Source organism: Nonomuraea thailandensis (assembly GCF_024172165.1).
GTDB classification, from domain to species: Bacteria; Actinomycetota; Actinomycetes; order Streptosporangiales; family Streptosporangiaceae; genus Nonomuraea; species Nonomuraea thailandensis.
Map to the genome: position 1 here is coordinate 651,275 of NZ_JAMZEB010000001.1, position 24,637 is coordinate 675,911.

Sequence of the window (24,637 nt, forward strand, 5' to 3'; positions counted from 1 at the left end):
CCATGCCGCTCTCCACGGGTAAGCGCCGGTCGCCAAGCGCGATCGTGGTGCCTACTGTCCGGCAGGGCGACCGGTTCGCCCGGCTTGCTCGCCTTGCCGAATCGCTGGCTTGTCCGCTGGTCCTCCTGCCCAGCGGACAAGCCGACCCCGAGGTGCTGCGCCGTCAAACGGTGGGCTCGAACGCCGACGTCCTCGTCATCGAGCCGCCCTCTGCTGGAGCCAGTCCCCTGCCTGACCTGGAGACGACGGCCCTGCTGCGCGGCTCCCCCTTCGAGCGAGCCAACGACGTGAGCACCAAACGTAACCTGGCGTTGCTGCTGGCCCGACTCGCCGGATGGCACGAGATCTTTTTTCTGGACGACGACATCCTGATACGGGATCCCGACCATGTCCGCTGGGCCGTCGGGCTGCTCGATGGCTACGCCGCCACCGGTGTAGCCATCGAGGGCCATCCCGATGGATCCGTCGTCGGCCACGCCAATCTCGCGGTGGGAGGGCAGCGCAGAGCGTTCCTCGCCGGCGGAGCGCTTGCCGTAGCTCCACGCGCACGCACGTCGTTCTTCCCCGACATCTACAACGAGGATCTTCTCTACCTGATCGACGACACCGGGCCGTTCCCGGTCGCGCTCACCGGCGCTGCCGTGCAGGAGGCATACGATCCGTTCGTCGATCCCCAGCGGGCAGCGGCCGAGGAGTTCGGCGAAACACTCGTGGTGGGGCTGTACTACCTCGCACGGCGCGGCCATCGGCTGCGCGACTCCGGCGAAGAATACTGGCGCGGCTTCATCCGGGAACGGGAGGTGCTGCTGGCCGCGCTGAGGGAACGGCTCCAGCGCCACTCGACGCTCGATGCGGTCCAGGCGGCAAGAATCAGCGCCGCGCTGGATTCCTCCCGGACGGCGCTGGAGGGGATCTCCCCAGCGTTGTGCGTCGCCTACGTCAAGGCGTGGATCGAGGACCGGCGCCGGTGGGGCACGCACCTTCATCGCCTCCCCAGCAGCATGCCCATCGGTCACGCCCTGGCGGAGCTGGGGCTGGCCGCCTGAGCCGCCAGCCCGCCTCGGCGTACGAGGCGAGCACGATGCCTCCGCGATTACCCACGTCGGCGGCCAGGCGATCAGCGTGAAGGCCGACATCACCCGTACCGGTGACGTGGCCGCCATGATCGCAGATGTCACCGCGCAGATCGGTCCCGTCCACGTCCTGGTCAACAACGCCGGCGACTACCCGCGCATCGCCTGGACTGAGCTGACCGAGGGTCGCTGGATGGAGGCTCTCGATCTCAACCTGACCGGCTTACCGGTGCGCGCGAGCGGTCACCCCGTCCATGGTCGAACACCGGGCCGGGCGGATCATCAACATCGGCAGCATCACCGCCCGCAGCGGCCGCGCCGGTCTGGCCGCCTACGCAGCGGCCAAAGCCGGGCTGCACGGCCTGACCCGGGCGTTGGCCCGGAACTCGGCCGTCACGGCATCACCGTCAACACCGTGGTCCCGGGCCCCATCCAGGTGGAGCGGGAACTCCGGCTGCCCCTCACCGACCGCACGCCCGTGCACGACCAGCTCGCTCGCCAGTGCCTTCCCCGACGCGGGCAGCCATCGGACGTCGCCGCGGCGGTCGCCTTCCTCGCCGGCCCCGGCGCCGCGTTCATCACCGGTCAGAGCCTGCACGTCGACGGCGGCTATCTGCTGCACTAGCCTGCGCGCCACCCCTGCTCTGAGAGAAGATGCCCCTCATGCGTGAACGCGTCCGCGCCATCCTGGTCGACCACGAGGGCTGTCTGCTCACCATCAAGCGGATCAAGCCGGGACAGCAGCCGTACTGGGAGCCTGCCCGGCGGCGGGTCGAGAACACCGACACCAGCCTCGAAGACGCCCTCGCACGAGAGCTGCGGGAAGAGCTCGGCGCCGAGGCCGCCATCCACGCCCTCGTCCATATCCTCACCACCACGCACGACCGGCAGTACTTCTTCCTCACCCGCCTGCTGCACCACAATCCCGCCGACCGGAGCGGACTGGAACTCACCGAGCCCGGCCGCGGCCACTACGTGCCCGAACGCATCCCCCTAACCGAAGCGGGCATCGGCGCGATCACCCTGCGGCCCCGCAGATCGCAGCCTTTCTCATCAGGTCTCTCGCCGCCGCCGACGGTCTCTTCGCACTGTCCGACCTGCGCCTTCACGATCCAGCATGGCAACCTATCCAGGCGCGGTAGCGGCCAAGCCGACGAACGCCGGCAGTGGACGTCTCGGCGCTGTCCTGCAGGTAACTGCCCGGAGCCGGGGGCGAGGTGGTGCTGCCTTGTCGGCGTGGCACAGCGGAGTTGCCGTCCGGGCAGGGCTGGCCTGCGGTACTGTCGCCTGCGGAGCCGCCAGAACCATCCCATCGGCCTGGCGGCCCTCATCCTCCTCCACTTCACGGCGGTCATGCGCGGCCTGTCGCGTTCGTTCACGTTCCGGGTTGCTCGACGCCCTAGGCCATCTGCCAGCCGGACACCATGCCCTCTCCGGCGTGCCGGAGGGACGGTGCAGCCGGGAACATCAGCGCGGCGTTGTGCGCGTTGACACGCAGCGCGGCGAGGAACGTCACCGCCTCCCCGTCCTTGGGACCACCCCACGAACACGGCGGTGAAGATGCGCTCCGCCATCGGCCGCCCGGACGTGCCCACGTGCGTGTAGACCCACTCGCCTGCCCGGCGTCCGAGCCGGTAGCGCTCGATTACGTCGAGCGCGTCATGTCTGACCACGGCGGGCGCGACGTCGAACATCGCCTCCTCAAGTATCTCCCGTAGATCATCCTCGCCCTAGTCGTCCCTGTTGACATCGCCATCGCGGGGGCTCGCCCTCATGCACTGGCATGGGCTGGCCCGCTACGCCATATGGTCGGTGTTTCTTCTTCGTGGGTCCCGGCATCTCGGGGTGGCCGGGTCCGACGCGGACCACGACCTCGCCAGCGGAGGGGCGACGCACAGCCCGTCCACGCGGCAACAGCTCACAGCAGCGTGGTTTGCTCATGATCGGGCAGGTCGAAGTGGGTGACCAGGCCGGCATCGGCGAGTCCGGCTGCGGCGAACAGCGCCTTCTCCCGAGCGTTGCGCACGAAGATCCGCGTTGACGGGGCAAGCCGATCCAGCGAGTGTGGGCAGGGTCTGACCACCCCGTAGAGCCCACGAGCGGTGTAGATGCCGATGCCGTATTCGTGCTCGCGGTCGCCCCGTTCGGAGACAGGCAACGCCCGCCGCGGCATGCTCGCTCACCGACAGCACCGCGACGTGGTCCAGCAGCTCGGTGAGCTGGGCGGAGGATATCCCGCTTCACCACTGCTGTGCGGCGGCCTGCTCCTGACGGTCGTGTTCGCGGCGTGCCAGCTCTTGTTGGCGGGCCTGTTCCTGTTGCCGTCGCTGTTGTTCGCGGTGTTCCGCAGCCTGGCGTTCGCGCTCCTGCCGGGCGCGCTTGGCGGCTTCCTGCCGCTGGCGCATGGCTTCGTATGCGGTTTCCGCGTCGATGGAACGCTGGGTGGTCCAGCCGACCGAACGGCGCAGGGTGGCGTTGCTCTTTGGGAGGTGGATGCGCCGGTAGCGGCGCCCGACGGAGTGCCAGAGCAGCCCGCCATCCAGGACCCACCGCACGAGGGTTGGGAGGGTGACGCCGTCAACCTGAATCCATGCGCCTCGGCGGGGGTCGAAGGTCACCACGCCGTCATACACCATCCACCGCTCGACGGATTCCGGCGGTTGTGCGGGGGTCGCCGCGATCCCGGGGATCGTGGACAGCCACGGCACGCGGTCGCGGGAGCTGACCCAGCAGCAGGCGATCTGCTCGGCGGTGTGTCGGTCGGTACGCCTTTGGATGTCGTCGTTGGTGATCGGGGACAGTTGCGCTTCGCACGCCATCCGGCGTTTGCCCGAGGGGGAGGTCGCCATCACGTCGGCCCGCCAGGACCCGTCGGGCGCCGGTACCTCGAGGTCGGCCGACCAGCCCGCGCGGCGGATCGACTCGTTCAGCACCGCTTGAGCAGATGGTGATCGGCCGATTGCAGCGACAACTGGCAGTGCGGCGAGCGGCCGGGGTCGTGCGCGAAGTACCGCACCCGCCGTGGCGACAGCTTGGCGTGCACACCGTGACCACACTCGGGGCAGGTGAGCCGGATCCGGGGCCGGGCCCGGTAGATGCCCTCCCATGGCAAGCCCTGCCCCAGACCGGTCAGCGTGGCATAGAGCTGCCCCAGTTCGGGATGAAAGAGCCGAGGAGCCAGTGTCCAGCTGTCGCTGATCCGGGTGAGCGCGAGGGTGATCAGGGTACAGAGATAGAGGGCGGCAGCGTCGGCGTGGATCCCGCGGTCGTGGTGCAGCGCTGGCATACCGGACCGGCCAGGGACGCGGTCGGGCGACCTCGGCGTTCGGGCAGCACGATCGAGTACCACCGATCACAGGTCTGGAAGTTCCAGGGCTTCCGGCAGGGCGCCCAGCATGTGATCGATGCGGAACCTGTCAATTTGAGCAAGGCAGTTGAGCTGGGCTAATTGTGTGTCGTCTTCTCTGTGGCGTCCTTCGGTTCGTTGGTCTTGGGCTTGTTGATCCAGGCGGGTACGGGAAGGTCGGGCGGGGTGGGCAGACCGCCGCTGGCGAATCGTTCGGGGTGTGTGGCGTAGGCGGTGGTCAGGACGGCAGCGCGCCGGTCGCGGATGGCGGCGGCGCGGCCGTAGTGCACATCGACGGGGTGGTGGTAGCCGATCCCGGAGTGGAAGTGATCATGGTTGTACCAGGCGTAGAACTCCTGGCAGAAGGCGCGGGCGTGTTCGATGGAGCCGAACCGGCCGGGGAAGATGGGGCAGTACTTCAGTGTCTTGAAGCTCGCTTCGACGTGCGGGTTGTCGTTGGAGGTCCGAGGCCGGGAATGAGAGGCCACGCCCAGGTCGATGAGGAGTTCGGCGAGGGTCTTGGAGGTCATCGAGCTGCCGCGGTCGGCGTGCAGGGTGAGGGTGCCTGCGTCGATGCCGTGCTTGCGTGCGGTGGCTTCGATGAGGTGTCTGGCCAGGTCAGCCGATTCGCGGGAGGCGACCATCCAGCCGACGACGTAGCGGCTGAACAGATCGATGATCGTGTAGAGGCAGTACCAGACGCCCTTGTCGGGGCCGCGGAGTTTGGTGATGTCCCAGGCCCAGACCCGGTTGGGGGCGTCGGCGACCAGCTCGGGCACCGCCCGGGGCGGATGGGTCGCCTGCCGGCGCCGGTCGGTGCCCACCTCGCCGTGCTGGCGCAGGATGCGATACATGGTCGACTCCGACGCCAGATACACGCCCTCGTCGAGCAGGCTGTAGTAGGCGGTGGCCGGGGAGGCGTCGGCAAAGCGCTCGTTCAGCACCGCGCGGACCTGGTCGCGCTCGGCCGGCGATAACGCGGCCGGGTGCGGCTTGCGCGGCCGGGCGGGCCGCACCGGAGCCGGGCTCTGGCGGTGGTGGCGATACCAGGTCGCCTGCGACGCCCCGGTCGCCGTGCAGGCGTTGCGCCGCCCCAGCAGCGGCACCAGTTCCTCGATCGCCTCGGCCTGGGCAGCCTGGAAGGTCTCGGTCACTGCTCGCCCCGGCCCGGCAGGGGCTCGCTGCTGGTGGCGAGCTGATCCAGCAGCGCGAAGAGCTTTCCCTGCACCTCGATCACCTGACGGGTCTGGCCAAGCTCGGCACGCAGCCGCTCGACCTCCGCCTGCAGCTTCTCGATCTCCTTGTCACGCGGGTCGGCCTTCGGCCGTCCGACCGGACGTGCCAGCGCCTGCTCCGCACCGTGATCCCGCGCGGTGCGCCAGCTGGAGATCAGCGACGAGTACAGGCCCTCCCGGCGCAGCAACGCGCCCTTGCCCGCCTTGTCCAGACGGTCGTACTCCTCCAGGATCCGGGCCTTGTAAGCGGCGGAGTAGGAACGCGGACGCCCTCGTTCACGCACCTGAGGATCAGGAACCTCCGGATCCGGCTTGCTTGCTCCCACGAAGGGATGTCTCCTTCCCCACCCTCAGCACAGAGTTTCATGCCTATTTGCTACCTCTGTCCATTTTGGCAGGGAGGGATGAACAGTTTGTAGTGATCCAGGCGCGATGTACGAGGTGGCGACGGCCTACGCGGAGGCGGCCACACCGAGGCCGGCGTCTGGGTGACCGTACGTGGGTGCACATCGTACTTACGCGCCAGAGCGCGGCTGAGGTCTCCTACGCGATGGAGCGGGACTACGTGCGTCAACGTCGGGCGGAGACCCGCTTGGAAGAAGGCCGTGGCCCAACGGCGGCGTTCATCGAAGCGACTCATCAGCCCGGCACCGGGGCCGAAGTCGATTTCGGGGATGTGTGGATCCGGCTGGGCGGCCAACTGTCCCGCTGTTATCTGATCTTTGCAGCAGAGCGAGCGGCACATGCGTCCCGGTGGTGTGCAGTTCGAAAATTTCGTCCGGACCAGGGATCAGCCTTACTCCGCTACGGCTACGTGCTCACCGGCAACGCCGAGGACGCAGCCGATCTCGTCCAGGAGGCTCTGCTCAAGGTGAGCGACGCCTGGAGCCGCGTGAGAAACAAGGACAGTCCCGAGGCGTACGTGCGCATGACCATGGCCCGCCAGCACATCAGGTGGTGGCGCCGGCGGCGCAAGGAGCACACAACCGACGAGGTCCCGGAAGGGAGCCACCCACGACACCCACACCTTCGGCGAGCTCTGGAAGGAGCTAGCCACGCCGTCCAGGAGGCAGCAGGCCGTGCTGGTCCGGCGGCACTACGAGGACTTGCCGGATGACGAGATCGCCGCAATCCTCGGCATTTCTCGGAGAACCGTACGCAGCCAGGCGTTCCGGGCGCTCGCCACGCTCAGGATCAGGCCCGTTGTGGCTCGAAAGGGGACGCATATGAGATCGGAGACGAGCAGAGGGCCGGCATGAGGACGGAAGGAGATCCGGTGGGGGCGCTGCGGGGGCGGCCGAGCGGGCTCCGGAGCCCGACCTGCTGACCGGGGTCGGCGAGCGCAGGCGCCGGAGGACCGGGCGACGCGCGCAGTTGCCGGCGGCGGCCGCGGTGGTGGTCGTGGTTGGCGCGGGTACGGCCACCACCAAGGGGATCTTCGTCAGCGGAGGCGGCGCAGGCATCGGGACGGCCGCCCAACCCACAGTCGAGGAAGATCGCGGGGCGGTCGCGGAACCCACGGTCACGGTGGCTCCTCGGCTCGGTGAGGGGCACGAGACGGCCGAACCCACGACCACCAGGACCGTGACGGCGACGCCGGGGTCCAACGGAACGCCGGTCGGGAGGCTGAGCACGCCGAGACGGCGGACGGGCCGCCAGCTCGGCCTCCCCTTCCCCGGTTGGCCGGGGGAGGGGAGATCCATCAGTCAGGCAGGCCCGCGTCGAAGCTCATGCCGATCCTCTCAAGCCCCTTCAACGCCTCCTCGCCGAACAGCCGGACGATCTCGGCACCGACCGCCGGTGTCAGGACGATGTCGTTGAGGGCTTCCTCGGCCGTTCCCTGCACGACCGCCATCAGGTAGGCGGTCTCGCCGCTGATGTTCCTGAAGGCGCGGGTCACTCCCGGCGGCACGGCGATCATGTCCATCGGCTCGAGGTGCAGGTCGTGCTCCCCGTCGTCCCCGAACAGGATCTGCCAGGTCCCTGTGATCGGCATGAAGGTCTCGCGCGTCTTCATGTGGGCGTGCAGCGCCGGGCCGTCCCCGGGCGGACATTCCACGATGAAGATCGATGTGCCGGGATCGCTGGTAAGGGCCGGCGGGGTGTTCGCCCCCTCGGCGTCCTTGATCGCGCCCAACAGGAAGAAGATGTTCTTGGCCGCCACATACTCGTAGGCCTCGACAGGGATGCCGACCCGGGCGACGTACTCGTCCTTGTTCGGCTGAAGGGCCTTGAACCTGGCCACGTACTTGTTCATCTCGTCTGGCGTGATTTGCACGGTGAGAGTCATGGAGATCTCCTTGGGCTGATGGCGAATGTCTGTGTCGGTTCGCGCTGCGCAGTCGACGGCGTCAGAGCGAGTTCGCGGAGAGGACGATCTTGCCGCCGGCGGATGCCTGGGCGACCATGGTGAGGGCTTTGGCCGCGTCCTCCAGTGGCATCGTGGCGACCGGCGGACGGGGCTCCACCGCCCCCTGCCGCCACCATCCCACGCAAGTGCGCAGCGCGTCACCCACGCGGTGGGGTTCGCGGACGGTGTACGCGGCGATGTCCTCGCCCAGCACGGCGATGTTGCGGATGAGAACGTCCAGCAGGCTGATGTCCGGGATGTCCCCCGAGGCGTAGCCCGCGGTGACGACACGCCCTTCCCACGCCACCGCCTCGAGCAGTTGGGGGAAGATCGCCCCGCCGACCAGGTCGAGGATGACGTCGGCGCCATGCCCCCCGGTGAGATCGGCGATCTGCGACGCCAGCTTGTCCGTGGAGGCGAGCACGGCATCGGCGTGTGCCATGGTCTCCGTCCCGTCGCGCGTGACCGCTATCACCTTCACCGCGCCCAGCTGCCGGGCGACCTGGACCGCAGCGTGGCCGACGTTGCCGTTGGCGCCGCTGACCACCACGACATCGTTCGCCTTGACCTGGGCCCGGTGATGCAGGCACATGAACGCGGTTCCGAAAGCCACCGGGAAGGCGGCGGCCGTGTCGAGGTCGGCACCGTCGGGGACGGCCGCCACGGTGACTGCGTCGACGACGACCTCATCCGCGTACGCACCCCAGCACACCAGGGCGGCGACCCGCTCCCCCAGCGAGAGCCCGTCGACTCCCGCCCCCAGCTCGGTCACCGTCCCGGACAGCTCGAACCCCGGCACCGCGGGAAGGTCAACGGGAATCTGGAAATTGCCGCTGAGCTGAACGAGCTCGGCGAAGTTGACCCCTACAGCGTGCACCTTGATGCGCACCTGACCCGAGGCGACAGGGGGCGACTCCGCGGCTACCCCGATCAGCCGCTCAGGCCCGCCGAATTCAGCGAATTGCACTTCTCTCACTGCTGTTCCTCCTTTCATTGCCATGTCATGTCGGTGATCTGGATCAGCGCGCCAGCCATCCGCCGTCGATGGCCAGGACATGGCCGTTGACGTAGTCGGACGCCGCCGAGGACAGGAACACCGCCGCGCCCACGAGATCGGCCGGCTGCCCCCACCTGCCTGCGGGGATCCGTGCGAGGATCTCCTGGTTGCGTTGCTCGTCCGAACGCAGGGCCGAGGTCACTCGGGTCGCGAAGTAGCCGGGCGCGATCGCGTTGACCTGCACGTTATGGTGGGCCCATTCGTTGGCCAGGGCGCGGGTGACGCCGACGACGGCGTGCTTGCTCGCCGCGTAGCTCAGGGTGCGGATGCCCCCCTGGAAGCTGAGCATGGAAGCGATGTTGATGACCTTGCCGCGCTGACGGGAGAGCATCTGCCGGCCGGCTTCCCGCGTAAGGATGAAGAGGCCGTTCAGGTTGACGTCGAGAACGTCGTACCAGTCGCTGTCGGCGAACGCGCTGGCATCCTGCCGGCGGATGATGCCTGCGCAATTGACCAGTATGTCCACCTGCGCGTCGGCGAGCTCCGTTCGGAGCGTGCTCTGCAGGGTGTCAACCTGCCCGAGGTCGATGATCACTTGCCGGGCGTCGCGGCCGTAACCGCGCACCAGGGCTTCGGAATCGCCTAGGTTCTTCTGCTCGGACAGCAGGATCAGGTCGGCGCCCGCGGCGGCCAGTCCGGCGCTGATGGCCTGGCCGAGTCCGCTGCCGGCGCCGGTGACGAGAGCGGTGCGGCCGCGCAGTGACATCAGGTGCGAGACGTCGAGCGAGGCCAGGGCCGTGATGTCAGGCGACAACGGGAAGGGGGGCGATCCGGTGGCGGGCACAGTAGTCCAAGTACTTGTCGAGTTTCGTCTGGGCTGTCTCGGTGAACGTCACCTCGCCGGCGTCGTTCAGATAGTCGATCCGGCCGTGCATCGAGAACAGGGTCACCATCTCGTCCTCGCCCTCGGTGACGAGCGTGTGCACGTCCCCCGCAGGCTCGTACACATAGGAGCCGGGCCCCGCTGTCCAGTCGTGCTCCAGATAGCGCCAGGATCCCTGCAGCACCCAGGCCTCGACGGGGAAGGGATGGCGGTGGCGGCTGATCACTCCCCGGCGCGTGACCTTGAGCAGGTTGGTCCAGGTCCCCGAGACCGGCGACAGGCGCAGCGGCTTGAACCACACGCCCTCGGCCTGCGGCACCCAGGGTAGATCTGCGGGATCGACTAGTTGGTCCCCCATCGGCGTCAGGTCTACGGTCGTCATGATTCCTCCATTTCCGGCCTGTTCGGCGCGACTGGCATTACATTGGCCCAGCGCCACCGCAGCGTCCATCGCGCTTTCCAGATCCCGGCTATCTGCAATTGCGATCAGCCCACGAACGCGGATACGGCTCTACGCGCTGATCCGGTCTTCCGCAGCACGTCACAGGCGCAGGTCTTGCGTCCCCTGCGGGAGCGCGGTGATGAGCAGCAGCTCGAAGAGCGCGCGGGCCGCGCTGGACCACACCATCCCCTCGCGCCAGAACACGCCGACGTCGCGATGCAGCGTCTCATCGGCCAGTCGCCGGACCATGACGCCAGCGTGCTCCGAGGTGCGGACCGCGAGTTCGTTGGTGACGGCCACGCCCAGGTTCTCCCTGACCAGGGACACGAGCGTCTGCGGCTGGTTGGTCACATAGGCGACGACGGGTGAGACGCCACGCTCCATGAGCATGAGAAAGGGCTCGCTGTCGTGCTCGAAGGATCGGCCGGTGAGAATGAGGCCCTCACCCTCCAGCTCCGCCAGTGGAAGATTTCCGTCGATGGACGCGAGCCGGTGCAGCGGATGGTGGACCACCACCATCCGCTCTCGCCAGAGCAGGCGGTGGGTCAGGTCACGTCGCGTCGTGGCCGGCTTGGTGGGCCTGAGCGCCAGTTCGACGGGGCCCTTCTCCAGCAGCTCGTCCAGCAGTACGGTCGCCGTCTCGTGGAGCTGGACGTGCACACCGGGGTAGGCGTCCCGGTATTCGGCCAGGAGACGCGGCACGAAAGCGGCAGCCGCGCTCGGGTAGGTGCCCAGGATAATGTCACCGCTCACGAGCCCGCGAACGGCCTGGATGGCGGACTTGCCCTGCTGCAGGGCGGCCACCGTCCGGCGGGCGTGCTCAACGAACGCCGACCCCGCGTCGGTCAGCTGCACCGGGCGGGCGGAGCGGTCAAGCAGGACGGCGCCGACCTCACGTTCCAGGCTGGCCACATGGGCGGAGATCCGTGACTGCGCGCGGAAGGTGGCCTCGGAAGCCGCGTGGAAGCCGCCGTGGTCCACCACGGCGAGGAAAGTCGTCAGCCAGTCGATCTGCATGGCGTCTCGATCTTCTGTACACCGGACGGACACGTCCAGTGGCCGGTCATTCGCATCAGGCTACAGAACGGTGCCCTACCAGCAAAGATAGGACCACAAGATCATTGCGAGGCCCATGTGCGTCGACCGACGGCGACCACCCGGGATGCGCGCGCCGTCGCCGCTCTCATTGGGCGCAATAGCCGCCATCGACCAAGAGATCGCTGCCCACCACGAAGGACGCCTCGTCGGACGACAGCCAGAGCACCGCCTTGGCCACTTCTTCCGGGCTGCCGGTACGGCCGATGGGCTCGCCCGCGATGATGTCGTCGATGGCACCGGGATTCTGCGCCACCGAGCGCTCGAACATCGCCGTCCGGATGATCCCGGGCAGGACGGCGTTGACGCGGATGTTCTGGTTGGCCACCTCCAGAGCCACTGAGCGGGTGAGTCCGAGGACCGCGTGCTTGGTGCCCGCGTAGTGCGCCAATCCGGCGCCTCCGACCCGTGACATCGCCGAAGCCATGTTGACGATGCTTCCGCCGCCCTGCCGGAGCATCTGGCGCACCTGGTACTTCGTGCACAGCCACGCGCCCCGGAAGTTGACGGCGGTCACGTAGTCGAAGATGTCGTCGTCGACGTCGATGATGGGAGCGATCACGCCCTCCAGCCCGGCATTGTTGAACGCGCAGTCCAGGCTGCCGAACTCGGCGACTGCCGCAGAGATCGCGTGTTGCACGTCGGCCGACTTGCTCACGTCGGCCTGGATGGCGAGGGCCGCTCCTCCCGACTTCTGGATCCGCTCGACCAGCGATTCGACGCCTTTGGCGTCGATGTCCACGACGGCGACCTTTGCACCCTCGGCCGCGAACGCCTGAGCGGTCGCCGCCCCGATCCCTGAGGCCGCCCCGGTGATGAAGGCGGCCTTTCCCGTGAATCGTCCAGCCATGCTCTTCTCCTATCTACGGTTTCACACATTCTGCTGGTGCCGGGCGAAAGCTCTCGACAACGCGACGCCGAGGACCAGAGCGGCCCCGTTGAAGATCTGTTCGACGTAGAAGGCCACTCCGGACAGCGCGAGCCCGCTCACGGTCGTGCCGATGAAGTACACGGCCACGAGCGTTCCGAGCACGTTGTACTTGCCCGGGCGGATGGTGGTGGCGCCGAGGAAGGCGGCTGACACGATCGGCAGCAGGAGAGCGGGACCGGCGGTGGGGCTGGCGCTGGCCGCGCGGAACACCTGCATCACGCCGGCCACCCCCGCCAGGGCGCCGGCCAGGGCGAAGCTCGCCACTGTCAGGCGCTGCACGTTGATGCCGACGAGGGCCGCCGCCTTGGCGTTCGAGCCGACGGCTTCGAGTTGCCGTCCGAACGGGGTGCGGGCCATCAGGTACCACAGGGTGACGCCGGCCGCGGCGACGAGGTAGAGCAGGCACGGGACGCCCAACCACTGGCCCGTCCCGAACTGCTGCCACTGGTCCGGGATGCCGTCGCTGATCGTGGTGCCCTTGGTGTACCACGCCAACCCTCCCGCGAGCACGGAGCTCATCCCCAAGGTGGCGATCAAGGAGTTGACCCGCAGGCGTGTCACCAGCAGGCCGTTGACGACGCCGATCACGCAGCTCGCGACGATCGCCGTCACGATCGCCAGCGGGGCGGGGAAGCCGAGATTCCCCACGGTGGCGCCGGCGACGATCGCCGAGACTCCGATGGAGGCGCCGAGCGAAAGGTCGAAGTGACCGCCGATGAGCGGGACTATAGCCGCCAGGCCGGCCACCGCCAGGACCGCCTGGTTGGCCGCGATGTTGCGGGCGTTGGTCATCGTGAAGAACGTCTCAGGCACGGTGGCGCTGAACACGGCGATGCAGAGGACGAACACGCCGACCAGCGCGTACTTTTCCAGTGATCCGACCGCAGGCGCGGGCAGCACGCCCGCTCTCGGCGTCGCCGTCGGTCGTCCGACCGGCGCCGGTGATGTGAGCCCGTCGGGGTGCTGACTCGTGTCCACGGGCGTCTCGGAACTGATGGGGTTGCTCATGCTGTCTCCTTCGGCATTAGGTGCAGCGCCGAGGCGAGCGCGGCGACGTTCAGTCCGGCAAGGGCGTGCTCCGTCACGACGCGCCCGTGGGCCACGACCAGGACGCGGTCGCACAGCCGCGCCAGTTCGTCCAGGTCGGTGCTCGACACCAGCACGGAGGTCCCGCCGCGGACGACCGCGCGGATGAGGTCGTAGATCTCGTTGCGGGCTGCGATGTCGACTCCCTGTGTCGGCTCGGCCAGCAGCAGCAGGCGGGGGCTGAGCGCTAGGCAGCGGGCGAGAAGGACCTTCTGCTGGTTGCCGCCGGACAGCGCCCCCACTTCGATCTCGACACTGGCGGCCTTGATCCCGAAGGATCGTCTGGCCGCCTCGGCGTCCGATCGCTCGCGCCTGGTCGACAGCCACCCCCTCGACCAGAAGTCTCGAAGCCTGGGGGCCGTGAGGTTGGAACGTAGCGAGAGGTCCAGGAAGCAGCCGTCCTGGTGCCGGTCCGCCGGGGAGTAGACGAATCCCTCCCGCAGCGCGTCACGAGGGCCCTCGGGATCGTATCGCCGGCCGTCGATGAGCGTCGTTCCGGCACTCGCCCGGCGCAGCCCGAACAGGACCTGGAGCGGCTCGTCGAACCCTGATCCGGCCAGCCCGGTGAGCCCGACGATCTCTCCCTCCGCAATGGTGAGATCCAGGCGTTCCAGAGCTCGCGCACGCAGTCCTGACACGACGATTCCGTCCGTACGGCGACGGGGACCCGCAGGCTTGGCTCCTGTGGCGCGGTCGTGGTGCCGCGTCACGTTCTGGGTCGGACCGACGATGTGATCGATCAGCTGGTTCTGGGTGAGGGAGTCAATCGCCGCCGTCAGCACGTTGCGGCCGTCGCGCAGCACGGTGACCGTGTCGGCCACGGCGCGCACCTCGGCAAGACGGTGACTGATGTAGATCACGGTCTGGCCGCGGGCGCGATGCCGGTGCAGGTGCTCGAGCAACAGGTCGGCGTCGGGGCCCGGGAGGGAGGCCGTCGGCTCGTCCAGGACGAGGATGCCGGGCTGCCCGTCCGTCACGTTGAGGGCTCGGGCGATGGCGACCATCGTCTGCTCGGACGGCCGCAGATCCCCCAGCCGGGCGTCCGGCCGCAGCGTCAGTTCGAACCGGTCCAGCAGCGCCCGGGCCTCCCGCCGGACGGCGCGCCACCGGATCGGGGTGATCTGGGCCGCCTGCATGGAGGTGCCCAGGGCGAGGTTCTCCGCAACGGTCATGTCGGGGAACAGGCCGAGGTCCTGGTGGACGAAGCGCAGCCCGGCCTGGCGGGACACCGGCCTGGTGAAGTGGCGGGCGTCCCATTGATGGCCGTTCACGTTGATCGTGCCGGTGTCGGCTCGGTGCACTCCTGCGAGGATCTTGACGATGGTGGATTTGCCGGAGCCGTTGCCGCCCACGAGGGCGTGGATGTGCCCGGGGGGCACGTCGACGTCCAGCTGTACCAAGGCTTTCGTGGCACTGAAGTGTTTGGACAGTCCGCGGATGCTGAGTGCCGGCCCCACGTTCGGCAGCGTCATCGGCCACCCCAGATTTTCCGGTAGTTGGCGCGGAAGTCGACCGGGGCCTCGAAGCTGCCTGTGGAGGGAACGTTCGCGGTGTCCACCGCGTACAGTCCCATGCCTGAGGGGACCTGCTTCTGACCGGCGAACAGGCGGATCAGTCCGTCGACCGCGGCCCATCCCGACCACGCGTGCGGGATGCCCATCGACGCCGTCTGGCCCCGGTCCTTGCGGATCAGGTCCAGGCTCGGCTGGTTGCCCTCGTTGCCGACGACGAAGAGCGAGTCCTTGCGCCCCGACTCCATCACGGCAGGGGCTACGGACAGGCCGACCCCGTCGAAGGGGATGAAGATGCTGTTGGCCTGCGGGTTCTGCAGCAGCGCCGCCTGGGCCTTGGCGGTGACGCCGGGGCCGAGGTCCGACAGGCTCAGCGGGATCTCGTGGACCACGCATTCCTCGCACTTCTTGTTGTCCTGCAGGAAGAGGTCCGTCGCCGCCTTGGGCGCCGCCAGATCCTTGATGTGGAAGACGAGCGTGTCGGCCTTTCCGTCGGTCGCGTCCACGATCAGCCACCCCTTGGCCAGGCCGATCGTCTTCGCCCACGTCGCGTAGTCCACCGGACTGCCGTCCAGTCCCGCGTAGGTCACCGTCGTGTCCAGGAGCGGGGCCTGGGGACAGTCGGCGGCGTAGATGCCCGCCAGTTTGATGCCGGCCGCCTTGACCTCTTGGAGTGCTCCCTTCACGGGTGCGCAGTCGAAGGCGATGATGATGACCGCGTCGGCCTGAGCGGACCTGGCCTGGCGGATTCCGGCCTGCCACTTCGACGGGTCTCCCGCGCCGTCGAAGACTGTCGGGGTCCAGCCGGCCGCTGTGACCGCCTCCTTGGCTCCTTCTGACAGGAGATGGCCGCCCGGATCGCTTTCCAGGAAGGAGATGATCCACACCTTCTTGCCCGGCGCCGGTCGCGGCGCGGAAGTGGGGAGGGGGCCGGTGATGCCCTTCTTCATCTTGGCCGCCACGCAATGGGCGAAGGCCACGTACGGTGATCCGGCCGGGACGGAGGACCAGTCGTCGCAGTTGGCGGCGGCAGGGACCTGTGTACGAGTGGAGGCGCCCGGCCGGTTTTCGCCGGCCGGGCTCGCGGTGCACGCTGTCATGACCGCAAGAGCACTGAGTGCGGCGGCCACTACGGCGAGCCGACGTTGACGCTGCATGTCCAACCCACTTCCTTCGCCCATGGAGGCGGCATGGCGCGGTGCCAGGTGAGGGGAGTAAACAAGGGCTCCGTCGGCCGCACCAGATCGGAGGCGAGCGGGACACGATCCGGAAACCGGATCAACATGGCGGCGTAATGTTCGAGTGGTGCCGCAGTGAAGTGGACGGCTCCGTCAGCGCGGGGACGTGATCGGCAGCCCGTGTCCGGCCAGCGGTTCCAGCCACGAAAGCGACGCCGACTCCACGAGCTCCTCCATCTGCCGGCCGAGCTCCGCCCGCCGCGGAGAGCGGGCGTGCTCGTCGAGGGCCTCCTGGTCGGCATAGACCTCGAACGCGACGACGGTGCGCGGGCTCTCGGGCTCGGTGAAGAGCTGGAACACGACGGTGCCCGGCTCCGTCTTGACGTGATCGGCATAGGCGGTGAGCACCGCCAGGAGGGTCTCGTGCTCGCCGGGACGTGAGGTGAGCCTTGCCAGGACTGTGATCATGAAATCTCCTAGTGTCGAATGGGTGAACCTGCAGAAGGATGACCCGCGCCGGCCGCGGCCCACTCAGGCGGCGCGGCCGACCACGCGGGAAAGACCGAGAGCAGCCGTACGAACGGCGGACGTGACGTGATCGAGACGCATCCGTGTGCTCCAGCCGGAGGCGGAGATGGCGGCGATCGCGATGGAATCCTCATTGAGGATCGGGGCCGCCGCGCACAGCACCCCGATCCGCGACTCCTCCCGGTCGTAGGCCACACCGTGGTCGCGGACCGTCTCCAGTTGGCGAGACAGGAGCCCCGGCATAGTCAGCGTGTGCGCGGTAAGGCGTGGGAGGCCCGCTGCCAGGACCGTGTCGAGAACGTCAGCCGGTGAGAACGCGAGGATCGCCTTACCAACGCCGGTCGCGGCCGCCGGAAGACGGCCGCCGACCGCGGAGGGCAGATTCGGCCCACCAGGAGCCTCGAGAATCTCCAGGTAGACCACCTCACGGCCCTCGAGCACGGCCAGATGCACAGTGTGGCCCGTCGCCTCGCGCAGATCGGCCATGTAGGGAAGAGCCGCCTCGCGCAGAACCCGGCGGCGGGGCACCCGCTGACCGAGCTCGAACAGGCGCAGCCCGAGGCGTACCCCGGTGCCGTGCCGTTCGAGCAGGCCACAGCTCACCAGGTCCGCGGCGAGTCGATGAACTGTCGAAGGCGGCAGATTCGTACGTCGGGCAATCTCAGTGACCCCGAGCAGATTGTCGCCCGGGGTGAAGGCGCTCAGGATCGCGGCGATCCGCTCCGGGAGCGTACCCTCCCCGGACCTGGGGTGCATGGGTCGAGCGTAGGGCACGAACCCGCAGGTTCCGCCAAAAGTGTTCCGTCTTGTGGAACGGCTTCGTTGTCCTGACCACCGTCCGGGCCGCACAGTCCCTGTCGATACGGAGGAGGAATCCGTGAACGACATACAGGTGACCGCGGATCGGCTGATCAACGCCTACGCGACAAGAGTGCCGATCGACCCGCTCACGCTCACCCATCCGTGGATGACGCTGGACGACGCCTACGCCGTCCAACTCGCACAGGTCGAGCAGTGGTCGCGGGCGGGCGAGGCGATCAAGGGGCACAAGGTCGGGCTCACCTCGGCCGCCATACAGACTCAGTTCGGCGTGGACCGGCCGGATTACGGCCATCTGACCGCCTCGATGTTCCACTTGGACAGTACGCCCATAGACGTCGGCCGCTTCCTGCAGCCACGCATCGAGCCGGAGATCGCCTTCGTGCTCGGCAAGCCCTTGGCCGGTCCCGGGCTGACGACGGCCGACGCCGTCGAAGCGGTGGACTACCTGCTGCCCGCCCTAGAGATCATCGACTCGCGGATCCACGGCTGGAAGATCAAATTGGCTGACACGGTCGCCGACAACGCCTCCAGCGGAGGAGTCGTACTGGGCGCCCAGCCAGTGCCCCTCCAGGCCGTGGACCTGCGGCTCGCCGGTTGCCTGCTGTGCCGCGACGGGCACGTCGTCCAAACCGGTGCCACTGGCGCGGTTCTGGGATCACCGCTGAACGCGCTGACCTGGCTGGCCAACACCCTGGGCGAACGGGGGCAGCGCCTGGAGGCCGGCCACGTGGTGCTGTCCGGCTCGATCACGGCCGCCATCCCGGTACAGGCCGGGCAGATCGTGACAGCGGAGATCGCCGGCCTCGGGTCCGTATCGGCCGTGTTCGCCCCTGACACAGCTACGACGAAGGATCCGGCATGACACCCGTCCGCGCGGCCATCGTCGGTCCTGGCAACATCGGCACGGACTTGCTGATCAAGCTGCTGCGCTCCGACGTGATCGACGTGCACTCCATGGTCGGCGTGGACCCCGACTCCGACGGGCTGCGACGCGCCCGCGAACTGGGCGTACGAACCAGTGCGCAGGGTGTCGACTGGCTGCTGGACCAGGACGATCTGCCTGATCTGGTCTTCGAGGCCACCTCGGTCCGCGCTCACCTTGCCCACGCCCCCCGGTACGCGGCCGCGGGCATCCAGGCCGTCGATCTGACACCCGCCGCTGTCCGCCCGTTCGCCTGCCCCCCGGTCAATCTTGACGGCGTGTCGGACGGCGTCAATCTCAACATGATTACCTGTGGGGGTCAGGCCACGATCCCGATCGTGCACGCCGTCGCCCCAGATGGTGCCGGTCAGCTACGCGGAGATCGTCGCGTCGATCGCCTCGCGCTCCGCTGGTCCCGGCACACTGGCGAACATCGACGAGTTCACCGAGACCACCGCACGCCCCATCGAGAAGGTCGGCGGCGCCGATCAGGGTAAGGCCGTCATCATTCTCAACCCGGTCACACCCCCCCATGATCATGCGGGACACAGTGTTCTGCGCGATCCCCGCCGACGCCGACACCGACGCGATCAGCGAGTCCGTCCACGCCATGGTGGAACGCGTCGCGACGTACGTACCGGGCTATCGCCTGCGCGCGGAACCCCAGTTCGACGGGCCGCGTGACGACTGGGCGGGCAAGGCCCGCGTCGCGGTGTTCCTGGAGGTCAAGGGCATCGGCGACTACCTACCGGCCTGGGCGGGAAATCTGGACATCATGACTGCCGCCGCCGCCCGCGTGGGCGAGCAACTGGCAGCGCGGAGGGGGACGACGAAGTGACAGAGCACCAGATTGGCACGGAAGGGGGCGGGTCAGCTGCGGCGGCGCCACAGGTCCGCATCACCGACTCCACGTTGCGCGACGGCAGCCACGCCATGGCACACCGGTTCACCGAGGAACAAGTGCGCGGTGTGGTCCACGCGCTGGACTCCTCCGGCGTCGAGGTCATCGAAGTCGCGCACGGGGACGGGCTCGGCGGCTCGTCCTTCAACTACGGATTCTCCGTGCAGGACGAGATCGAGCTGATCGCGGCCGCCGTGGACGAGGCCGCCCAGGCCCGCATCACGGTGCTGCTACTTCCCGGTCTCGGCACGGTGGAGGATCTCAGACGGGCGCACGGAGCGGGCGCCGCCGTGGCGCGCATCGCCACCCACTGCACCGAGGCCGATGTATCCCTGCAGCACTTCGCCGCAGCGCGCGAGCTCGGCATGGAGACCGTCGGCTTCCTGATGCTCTCGCACAGGCTGGGCCCCGCGGAACTCGCCGCGCAAGCGCGGATCATGGTGGACGGCGGCGCCCAGTGCATGTACGTCGTGGACTCCGCCGGGGCCATGATGCTGACCGACGCCCAGACCAGGGTCAGCGCACTCGTGGCGGAGATCGGGGAGCAGGCCCAGGTCGGTTTCCATGGCCACCAGAACCTCTCCCTCGGCGTGGCCAACTCCGCACTGGCCGCCCAGAACGGCGCCCGCCAGATCGACGGGGCGCTGTGCGCGCTCGGCGCTGGCGCCGGCAACGCCCCGACGGAGGTATTGGCCGCGACCTTCGACCGGCTGGGCATCACCACCGGCGTCGATGTTCACGGCGTGCAGGCCGCCGCCCAGGACGTGGTGCGGCCCTTCCTGCCCGGACTGCCGTTCGCCGACAGAGCTGCCATCGTCCAAGGCCACGCCGGTGTCTATTCGAGTTTCCTGCTCCATGCCGAACGGGCCGCCGACCGCTACGGCGTGCCGGCGCACGAAATTCGCCGCGATCCACACTGAACCAGTCCGGGTTTCTTGGAGGTCTGAAGCCAGCATGATCGTGCTGGCGGAAGGGAGAATCACACGCGATGCCAGCCCCGAGGAAGTACCCGCAGGAACTGCGTGAGCGCGCGGTGCGGATGGTGTTCGAGATCCGCGAGCAGAGCGGCCATGCGCCCGGTGCGATCGCCCGGGTGGCCCAGCAGCTCGGTATCCATCGTGAGGCGCTGCGCAGCTGGGTGCGCCAGGCCGAGGTCGACGCCGGCCACCGGCTACTGACCGAAGCGACCGGCGTCGACGTCTTCTTCGCGGCACCACGCAGCCCATGGCAACGGGGCACGAACGAGAACACGAACAAACTGATCCGGCAATACTTACCGAAAGGCACTGATCTGAGCCTGTACAGCCAAGCCGACCTTGACGCCCTGGCCGCCCGCCTGAACGATCGCCCCCGCAAGTGCCTCGACTACCGAACCCCGGCCCAACGTGTTGCCTTGACTCCTTGAATCTAAGACGGCCTTCCGCAAGATCTCCTTCTCCTCGCGCAGGGTCCTGTTCTCCAAGCCGGGCCAGCTCTTCCTTCTCCGCGCTGGTCACGCCGTCTTGGCGGCGGCCGTCATCCAGATCGGTCTGGCGCACCCAGGTACGGATCGACTGCGCAGAGGGCTGGAACTCCTTGGCCAGCTCCTCCGGCGTCCGTCCCGCGCGCACCAGCTCCACCATCTGCCGACGAAACTCCGGCGGATAGTTGTTCGGCACAGCAGACTCCTTCTTCCGGGAATCAGGGTTCCCCAGAGAACAGGTGTCCACCAAACCGGGCCAACTCCAAGCATGTACCTGGCACCTTGGCCAAATCGGGGACATGCTGAGGATAGCCTCGCATCTCGGGCGTGTCGGCTAACCTTTCGCTCGACACAAGTACGTGGCCATGCTGCCGATTATCATCGGATTCCCGCCATTTGCCGCCTGCCGCATCGATCACAATCCCCCTTCGGGTGGTGTCTGGCTGAGCAGGTTACCGTTGCAGGGCTGTAGGAACCTGCTTTTCATGAGCAGCCATTGGCAATGCTGAGCCGATAAAAATCCGCTTGTATGACGGTCGGTCATTTTGGGACATTGAGGCGATGAATGATCACCGAAGTTTCTTCACCACTCATGACCTGAAGCGGCTCGCTCCGCATCCCTTGGTAGTCTCCAGCCCCTTCGGCGATCTGCTACCGGCGATGACGATCGGCCGCCGGCAGCTCGCATCGGCCCCTGACCGGTGCTGGGAATTGCCGCGCGGCAGGATCGGTGCCTGGTCGCTGCCGGAGGCGGTTGTTGAGGTATTGGTCTCACCGGTGACACCCCGTTGGACCCCGCATCCCGTCACGGCGTCCTGGGGGATAGTGTGGCGGGTCACCGCGCAGGCGGAGGTGAGCGGTCTGCGGATGAGCGTGGGATATGACACCCTGCCCGCCGGCGTCACGATCTGGCCTGCCGCCGGGTACGGGCTGTGCGGGCTCGACGTCGACGACCGTGACATCGAGCTGACGTTCGGCGGGTGGAATGAGAACCTTCTCTACCATGAGGCCACCATGGGGCGGTTGCTGCCGCGCCGATGGGCGGAGCTGCTGGAGCGGGACCCTGACATCCCTTTCGTCACCTACAGCTCCGGTCACCGGCACGTGATCTGGGAACTGCCGGGGCTGCTGAAAGGGGAGCGATGCGATGTCCACGCCGCCGTGTCCTGGGCGCCTCAGCCGACCAACGGCGCCCCGTCACACCACGTAGATTCCGTGTATGCGGGGGACATCATCGAGCAGGCGATGCTGTGAGCGGACATTCGTTGAGGGCGCTAATTAGATATTTCGTTGGTTTCCGGGAGTCGGTAGATCGATCTTGGCCAGGCAGTGGGCGAGGCCTTGAGGATTTCGTCGGCGGTCTTGGTCCAGGTGAACGGCGCGGGTCGTCGTTCCAGGTGTCGATCCAGGCCTTGATGTCGTCATCGATTGCCTTCACCGAGGTGTGGACGCCGCGGCGGATCAGCTTGTCGGTGAGCAGGGTGTTGTGGGTGGCGTAGTTGTCGCACACGAGGTGTACGTCGAGTCCGGCCGGCACCGCCTTGTCGATCGAGGCGAAGAACTTCTCGAACTCGATCGCCCGGTGGCGGCGGTGCAGTTGGCCGCTCACGGTTCCGTCGGCGATGGTGAACGCGGCGAAGAGGCTGGTGATGCCGTGCCGCAGATTGTCGTGGGTACGCCGCTCGGGCATGCCGGGCATCATCGGCAGTACCGGCTGGGAGCGGATGGGGTGCTCGCCGCGTGACAATCGGCGTCCGCGGCTCGGGGCGAGCCGCCCTGTCGCAGCCGACGGTGTCGCGCGCCTGGCGAGCACTCGACCTGCGGCCGCATCAGTCGGAGACGTTCAAGCTGTTGGCCGACCAGTTCTTCGTCGAGAAGGTACGTCTGGTACCTTCCACCGCTCAAGCTCCGCCCGCTCATCATCGGTTGAATCCAACGGCTCAACCTTCGGCCACGGACGTCCCATGACCAAGAACGCCCGACGAATCGCCGACGGGACACTACGCCGATGCGTGGAGGCCGGCGATGATGTCCGGAACCTCGGTTCGCGAAGTGTAGTCGGGGTGGACATCGATCCACCGGAGGACATGAGCGCCGTCGATGATGGCGACAGTCGGCATTCGGCACCGTCACCCTGCCATCGGCATTGGCGGCGGCCACGTCGACGCCCAGCCGAGCCAGCGATGCCAGGGTGTCCGGCGTCGGCTGCGTGAGAATGCCGAGACGGGCGGCCAACTGGTTTCCCACGTCGGACAGGACCGGGAATGTCAGCTCATTCGTCTGTCGCATGGCCAGCGAACCCTGGAAGGTCTGTGGGCTGATACCCACCAGTTCCACGCCACGGCCGGCCAGTTGCGGCAGCAACCGCTTCTGGTACGTGCGCAGCGCCAGGTTGCAGTACGGTCCCCACACGCCCCGGTAGAACACCAGCACGGCCATCCGTAATCGCATGAACCGCGCCGAGTTTCGTGGAGGCTGTGGTGTGCCCGGGGTTGAGTGGAGGTGGATTTCTGGATTCTTGTGCCGCTTGATGAGAGGAAAGTGGCATGGGACGACGGGGCTACCCGCCGGAGTTCCGGCGCAAGGTACTGGACCTGCTCGAAGCAGGCCGCGCGGCCACCGAGCTGGCGCATGACCTGGACATCAGCACACAGACGATCTACACGTGGCGACGCCAAGACCGCATCGACCGCGGCCTGGAGCCGGGCCTGACCAGCGGCGAGAAAGCCGAGCTAGCGGCTGCCAAGCGGCGCATCGCCGAGCTGGAGACCGAACTGCAGGCCACCCGGCGCGCGATCGAGCTCGTCCGCGAGGCGGCGCCCCCAAAAGACGGTTCGCAGCCATCGCGGTGATGGCCGGCGAAGGCATCCCGGTCGAGATCGCCTGCCGCGTCCTTGCCGTGTCGGTGTCCGGCTACTACGCCTGGCAGGACCGGCCGCCCTCGCCGCGGGCCATTCGGCACGCCTGGCTGACCGACCTGATCCAGCAGATCCACCAGGACTCACGCGGCACCTACGGCGCCCGCCGGGTGCACGCCGAACTGACCCTCGGCCACCAGGTCACGGTCAGCCACGGAGCAGTGGAGCTGCTCATGCGCCGGGCCGGGCTGGAAGGCCTCAGCGGCCGGCCCAAGTGGCGACGCGCCAAGCCCGACCAGATCGCCACCGACCTGGTCGACCGCGCCTTCACCCGGACCGGCCCCAATCAGCTGTGGATCACCGACATCACCGAACACCCGACCCGCGAGGGCAAGGTGTACTGCTGCGTGGTGCTGGACGCCTACTCCCGCCGGGTGGTCGGCTGGTCGATCGACTCCACCCAGACCGCCACCCTGGTGACCAGCGCGTTAGGCATGGCCATCGACAACCGCACGCCACCCGCAGGAACGATCATCCACTCCGACCAGGGTGTCCAATTCGGATCCTGGGCCTTCACCCAGCGGGCCAAGGACTCCGGCCTGCTGCCCTCGATGGGCAGCGTCGGCGACTGCTTCGACAACGCCATGATGGAGTCGTTCTGGTCCCGGATGCAGGTCGAACTCCTCGACCGTCAGCGCTGGAACACCCGCATCGAACTCGCCAACGCGATCTTCGCGTACCTGGAGATCTGGCACAACCGGCAACGACGACACAGCAGCCTGGGCATGCTCACCCCGATACAGTTCGAGAACACACCCACCGTGGCATGACAATCCAGGAACGCGACTCCACCGAACCCGGGGCACACCACCCTTCCTCGGCGCCGCTGGCCTAAGACTCTGTCGAGTCTAATGAGCCGATCGTCGACGGCAATCCCGATCACTGCCAGTCATCATGGCTTTCCAGCCAGTCGAGGCCGCCAGAGGCTGCTGAGCCTCCACAACGGTCTCACGGCAT

The 24,637-nt window shown here is 67.8% G+C and carries 25 protein-coding genes and 6 pseudogenes; 13 read left to right on the forward strand and 18 right to left on the reverse strand.

Features of this window, described 5'->3' with window-relative positions; all coding sequences use genetic code 11:
• Positions 1–2: 2 nt before the first annotated feature.
• The 3 genes and pseudogenes from HD597_RS03080 to HD597_RS66570 form a co-directional block, all read left to right on the forward strand.
• Positions 3–1,046 (forward strand): hypothetical protein, encoded by a 1,044-nt coding sequence (locus tag HD597_RS03080; protein ID WP_253740159.1) that lies wholly within the window; start codon positions 3–5, stop codon positions 1,044–1,046.
• Positions 985–1,698: pseudogene (locus HD597_RS03085) on the forward strand (SDR family NAD(P)-dependent oxidoreductase). The gene HD597_RS03080 and the pseudogene HD597_RS03085 overlap by 62 nt, the downstream one beginning before the upstream one ends.
• Positions 1,699–1,736: 38 nt before the next feature.
• Positions 1,737–1,916: pseudogene (locus tag HD597_RS66570) on the forward strand (NUDIX hydrolase); the annotation flags it as partial.
• Between the two features lie 1,075 nt (positions 1,917–2,991).
• Here HD597_RS66570 and HD597_RS03095 read toward each other — a convergent pair.
• The 4 genes from HD597_RS03095 to HD597_RS03110 form a co-directional block, all read right to left on the reverse strand.
• Positions 2,992–3,246: a hypothetical protein gene (locus HD597_RS03095; protein ID WP_253740161.1), complete on the reverse strand. Its 255-nt coding sequence runs from the start codon at positions 3,244–3,246 to the stop codon at positions 2,992–2,994.
• 67 nt (positions 3,247–3,313) lie between these two features.
• Positions 3,314–4,006, reverse strand: coding sequence for a competence protein CoiA family protein (locus tag HD597_RS03100; RefSeq protein WP_253740162.1), 693 nt, complete (start codon positions 4,004–4,006; stop codon positions 3,314–3,316).
• Positions 4,000–4,359: a competence protein CoiA family protein gene (locus HD597_RS03105; protein ID WP_253740163.1), complete on the reverse strand. Its 360-nt coding sequence runs from the start codon at positions 4,357–4,359 to the stop codon at positions 4,000–4,002. Before HD597_RS03105 ends, HD597_RS03100 begins: the two co-directional genes overlap by 7 nt.
• Before the next feature lie 158 nt (positions 4,360–4,517).
• Positions 4,518–5,980, reverse strand: a protein-coding gene (locus HD597_RS03110) for an IS3 family transposase (RefSeq protein WP_372513329.1) whose coding sequence is annotated in 2 segments (ribosomal slippage) — positions 4,518–5,641 and positions 5,641–5,980 — 1,464 coding nt in all. Because the reading frame shifts where the segments join, the coding sequence is not laid out codon by codon here.
• 176 nt (positions 5,981–6,156) lie between these two features.
• Between HD597_RS03110 and HD597_RS03120 the strand changes: the two genes are divergently transcribed.
• Positions 6,157–6,771 carry a sigma factor gene (locus tag HD597_RS03120; RefSeq protein WP_253740166.1) on the forward strand — a complete coding sequence of 205 codons (615 nt, stop codon included), beginning with the start codon at positions 6,157–6,159 and terminating at the stop codon, positions 6,769–6,771.
• A complete protein-coding gene (locus HD597_RS03125; RefSeq protein ID WP_253740167.1) occupies positions 6,734–6,913 on the forward strand; it encodes a sigma factor-like helix-turn-helix DNA-binding protein in 180 nt (59 codons plus the stop codon). The genes HD597_RS03120 and HD597_RS03125 overlap by 38 nt, the downstream gene beginning before the upstream one ends.
• Before the next feature lie 443 nt (positions 6,914–7,356).
• Here HD597_RS03125 and HD597_RS03130 read toward each other — a convergent pair whose 3' ends face one another.
• The 11 genes from HD597_RS03130 to HD597_RS03180 all read right to left on the reverse strand — a co-directional run bounded on the left by HD597_RS03130 (position 7,357) and on the right by HD597_RS03180 (position 17,411).
• Positions 7,357–7,944, reverse strand: a complete 588-nt coding sequence (locus HD597_RS03130; protein WP_253740168.1) for a cupin domain-containing protein — start codon at positions 7,942–7,944, stop codon at positions 7,357–7,359.
• A 61-nt stretch (positions 7,945–8,005) separates the two neighbouring features.
• Entirely contained in the window at positions 8,006–8,893 is an 888-nt protein-coding gene (locus HD597_RS03135; RefSeq protein WP_253740169.1) for a zinc-binding dehydrogenase, read from the reverse strand.
• Positions 8,894–9,023: 130 nt separating this feature from the next.
• Positions 9,024–9,815: an SDR family NAD(P)-dependent oxidoreductase gene (locus tag HD597_RS03140; RefSeq protein ID WP_253740170.1), complete on the reverse strand. Its 792-nt coding sequence runs from the start codon at positions 9,813–9,815 to the stop codon at positions 9,024–9,026.
• Positions 9,805–10,266 (reverse strand): 2,4'-dihydroxyacetophenone dioxygenase family protein, encoded by a 462-nt coding sequence (locus HD597_RS03145; RefSeq protein ID WP_253740171.1) that lies wholly within the window; start codon positions 10,264–10,266, stop codon positions 9,805–9,807. The genes HD597_RS03140 and HD597_RS03145 overlap by 11 nt, the downstream gene beginning before the upstream one ends.
• Positions 10,267–10,425: 159 nt before the next feature.
• A complete protein-coding gene (locus tag HD597_RS03150) occupies positions 10,426–11,343 on the reverse strand; it encodes a LysR family transcriptional regulator (RefSeq protein ID WP_253740172.1) in 918 nt (305 codons plus the stop codon).
• 166 nt (positions 11,344–11,509) lie between these two features.
• Complete coding sequence (locus HD597_RS03155) at positions 11,510–12,271, reverse strand: glucose 1-dehydrogenase (protein WP_253740173.1); 762 nt, start codon at positions 12,269–12,271, stop codon at positions 11,510–11,512.
• A gap of 21 nt (positions 12,272–12,292) precedes the next feature.
• Complete coding sequence (locus HD597_RS03160) at positions 12,293–13,360, reverse strand: ABC transporter permease (RefSeq protein WP_253740174.1); 1,068 nt, start codon at positions 13,358–13,360, stop codon at positions 12,293–12,295.
• Positions 13,357–14,838 carry a sugar ABC transporter ATP-binding protein gene (locus HD597_RS03165; protein ID WP_253740175.1) on the reverse strand — a complete coding sequence of 494 codons (1,482 nt, stop codon included), beginning with the start codon at positions 14,836–14,838 and terminating at the stop codon, positions 13,357–13,359. Before HD597_RS03165 ends, HD597_RS03160 begins: the two co-directional genes overlap by 4 nt.
• 68 nt (positions 14,839–14,906) lie before the next feature.
• The gene (locus HD597_RS03170; protein ID WP_253740176.1) at positions 14,907–15,929 is read right to left on the reverse strand and encodes a sugar ABC transporter substrate-binding protein; all 1,023 of its coding nucleotides are present in this window, start codon (positions 15,927–15,929) and stop codon (positions 14,907–14,909) included.
• A gap of 351 nt (positions 15,930–16,280) precedes the next feature.
• Positions 16,281–16,595 (reverse strand): putative quinol monooxygenase, encoded by a 315-nt coding sequence (locus HD597_RS03175; protein ID WP_253740177.1) that lies wholly within the window; start codon positions 16,593–16,595, stop codon positions 16,281–16,283.
• Between the two features lie 63 nt (positions 16,596–16,658).
• Complete coding sequence (locus HD597_RS03180; protein WP_253740178.1) at positions 16,659–17,411, reverse strand: IclR family transcriptional regulator; 753 nt, start codon at positions 17,409–17,411, stop codon at positions 16,659–16,661.
• A 40-nt stretch (positions 17,412–17,451) separates the two neighbouring features.
• Between HD597_RS03180 and HD597_RS03185 the strand changes: the two genes are divergently transcribed.
• From HD597_RS03185 to HD597_RS03205, 6 genes and pseudogenes are all read left to right on the forward strand, one after another.
• Positions 17,452–18,339 (forward strand): 2-keto-4-pentenoate hydratase, encoded by an 888-nt coding sequence (locus HD597_RS03185; RefSeq protein ID WP_253740179.1) that lies wholly within the window; start codon positions 17,452–17,454, stop codon positions 18,337–18,339.
• A complete protein-coding gene (locus HD597_RS67220; RefSeq protein WP_308210550.1) occupies positions 18,336–18,896 on the forward strand; it encodes a hypothetical protein in 561 nt (186 codons plus the stop codon). Before HD597_RS03185 ends, HD597_RS67220 begins: the two co-directional genes overlap by 4 nt.
• The gene (locus HD597_RS67225) at positions 18,793–19,083 is read left to right on the forward strand and encodes a hypothetical protein (RefSeq protein WP_308210565.1); all 291 of its coding nucleotides are present in this window, start codon (positions 18,793–18,795) and stop codon (positions 19,081–19,083) included. Before HD597_RS67220 ends, HD597_RS67225 begins: the two co-directional genes overlap by 104 nt.
• A pseudogene (locus HD597_RS67230) lies at positions 18,977–19,237 on the forward strand (acetaldehyde dehydrogenase (acetylating)); the annotation flags it as partial. The gene HD597_RS67225 and the pseudogene HD597_RS67230, both read left to right, overlap by 107 nt.
• Positions 19,234–20,220 (forward strand): 4-hydroxy-2-oxovalerate aldolase, encoded by a 987-nt coding sequence (gene dmpG / locus HD597_RS03195; RefSeq protein ID WP_253740181.1) that lies wholly within the window; start codon positions 19,234–19,236, stop codon positions 20,218–20,220. The pseudogene HD597_RS67230 and the gene dmpG, both read left to right, overlap by 4 nt.
• Before the next feature lie 68 nt (positions 20,221–20,288).
• Entirely contained in the window at positions 20,289–20,705 is a 417-nt protein-coding gene (locus tag HD597_RS03205) for an IS30 family transposase (RefSeq protein ID WP_276082676.1), read from the forward strand.
• Between the two features lie 67 nt (positions 20,706–20,772).
• Here the strand turns inward: HD597_RS03205 and HD597_RS66580 are convergent.
• A pseudogene (locus HD597_RS66580) lies at positions 20,773–21,063 on the reverse strand (transposase); the annotation flags it as partial.
• A 260-nt stretch (positions 21,064–21,323) separates the two neighbouring features.
• Between HD597_RS66580 and HD597_RS03210 the strand changes: the two are divergent.
• Positions 21,324–22,016, forward strand: a complete 693-nt coding sequence (locus tag HD597_RS03210; RefSeq protein WP_253740182.1) for a hypothetical protein — start codon at positions 21,324–21,326, stop codon at positions 22,014–22,016.
• 20 nt (positions 22,017–22,036) lie between these two features.
• On the opposite strand, the pseudogene HD597_RS03215 reads toward HD597_RS03210, so the two are convergent.
• Both HD597_RS03215 and HD597_RS66585 read right to left on the reverse strand, forming a co-directional pair.
• A pseudogene (locus HD597_RS03215) lies at positions 22,037–22,485 on the reverse strand (IS630 family transposase); the annotation flags it as partial.
• Positions 22,461–23,369 carry a redoxin domain-containing protein gene (locus tag HD597_RS66585; RefSeq protein WP_372513353.1) on the reverse strand — a complete coding sequence of 303 codons (909 nt, stop codon included), beginning with the start codon at positions 23,367–23,369 and terminating at the stop codon, positions 22,461–22,463. The pseudogene HD597_RS03215 and the gene HD597_RS66585, both read right to left, overlap by 25 nt.
• On the opposite strand from HD597_RS66585, the pseudogene HD597_RS03225 reads away from it, so the two are divergent.
• A pseudogene (locus HD597_RS03225) lies at positions 23,309–24,450 on the forward strand (IS3 family transposase). The gene HD597_RS66585 and the pseudogene HD597_RS03225 overlap by 61 nt on opposite strands.
• Positions 24,451–24,637 lie beyond the last annotated feature (187 nt).

Excerpts from the sequence above, each read along its gene's own strand:
- HD597_RS03080 (WP_253740159.1), top strand. The coding sequence starts at position 3 with ATGCCGCTCTCCACGGGTAAGCGCCGGTCGCCAAGCGCGATCGTGGTG.
- HD597_RS03095 (WP_253740161.1), bottom strand. The coding sequence starts at position 3,246 with ATGCCGCGGCGGGCGTTGCCTGTCTCCGAACGGGGCGACCGCGAGCAC.
- HD597_RS03105 (WP_253740163.1), bottom strand. The coding sequence starts at position 4,359 with ATGCCAGCGCTGCACCACGACCGCGGGATCCACGCCGACGCTGCCGCC.
- HD597_RS03130 (WP_253740168.1), bottom strand. The coding sequence starts at position 7,944 with ATGACTCTCACCGTGCAAATCACGCCAGACGAGATGAACAAGTACGTG.
- HD597_RS03145 (WP_253740171.1), bottom strand. The coding sequence starts at position 10,266 with ATGACGACCGTAGACCTGACGCCGATGGGGGACCAACTAGTCGATCCC.
- HD597_RS03150 (WP_253740172.1), bottom strand. The coding sequence starts at position 11,343 with ATGCAGATCGACTGGCTGACGACTTTCCTCGCCGTGGTGGACCACGGC.
- HD597_RS03155 (WP_253740173.1), bottom strand. The coding sequence starts at position 12,271 with ATGGCTGGACGATTCACGGGAAAGGCCGCCTTCATCACCGGGGCGGCC.
- HD597_RS03160 (WP_253740174.1), bottom strand. The coding sequence starts at position 13,360 with ATGAGCAACCCCATCAGTTCCGAGACGCCCGTGGACACGAGTCAGCAC.
- HD597_RS03175 (WP_253740177.1), bottom strand. The coding sequence starts at position 16,595 with ATGATCACAGTCCTGGCAAGGCTCACCTCACGTCCCGGCGAGCACGAG.
- HD597_RS03180 (WP_253740178.1), bottom strand. The coding sequence starts at position 17,411 with ATGCACCCCAGGTCCGGGGAGGGTACGCTCCCGGAGCGGATCGCCGCG.
- HD597_RS67220 (WP_308210550.1), top strand. The coding sequence starts at position 18,336 with ATGACACCCGTCCGCGCGGCCATCGTCGGTCCTGGCAACATCGGCACG.
- HD597_RS03205 (WP_276082676.1), top strand. The coding sequence starts at position 20,289 with ATGCCAGCCCCGAGGAAGTACCCGCAGGAACTGCGTGAGCGCGCGGTG.
- HD597_RS03210 (WP_253740182.1), top strand. The coding sequence starts at position 21,324 with ATGAATGATCACCGAAGTTTCTTCACCACTCATGACCTGAAGCGGCTC.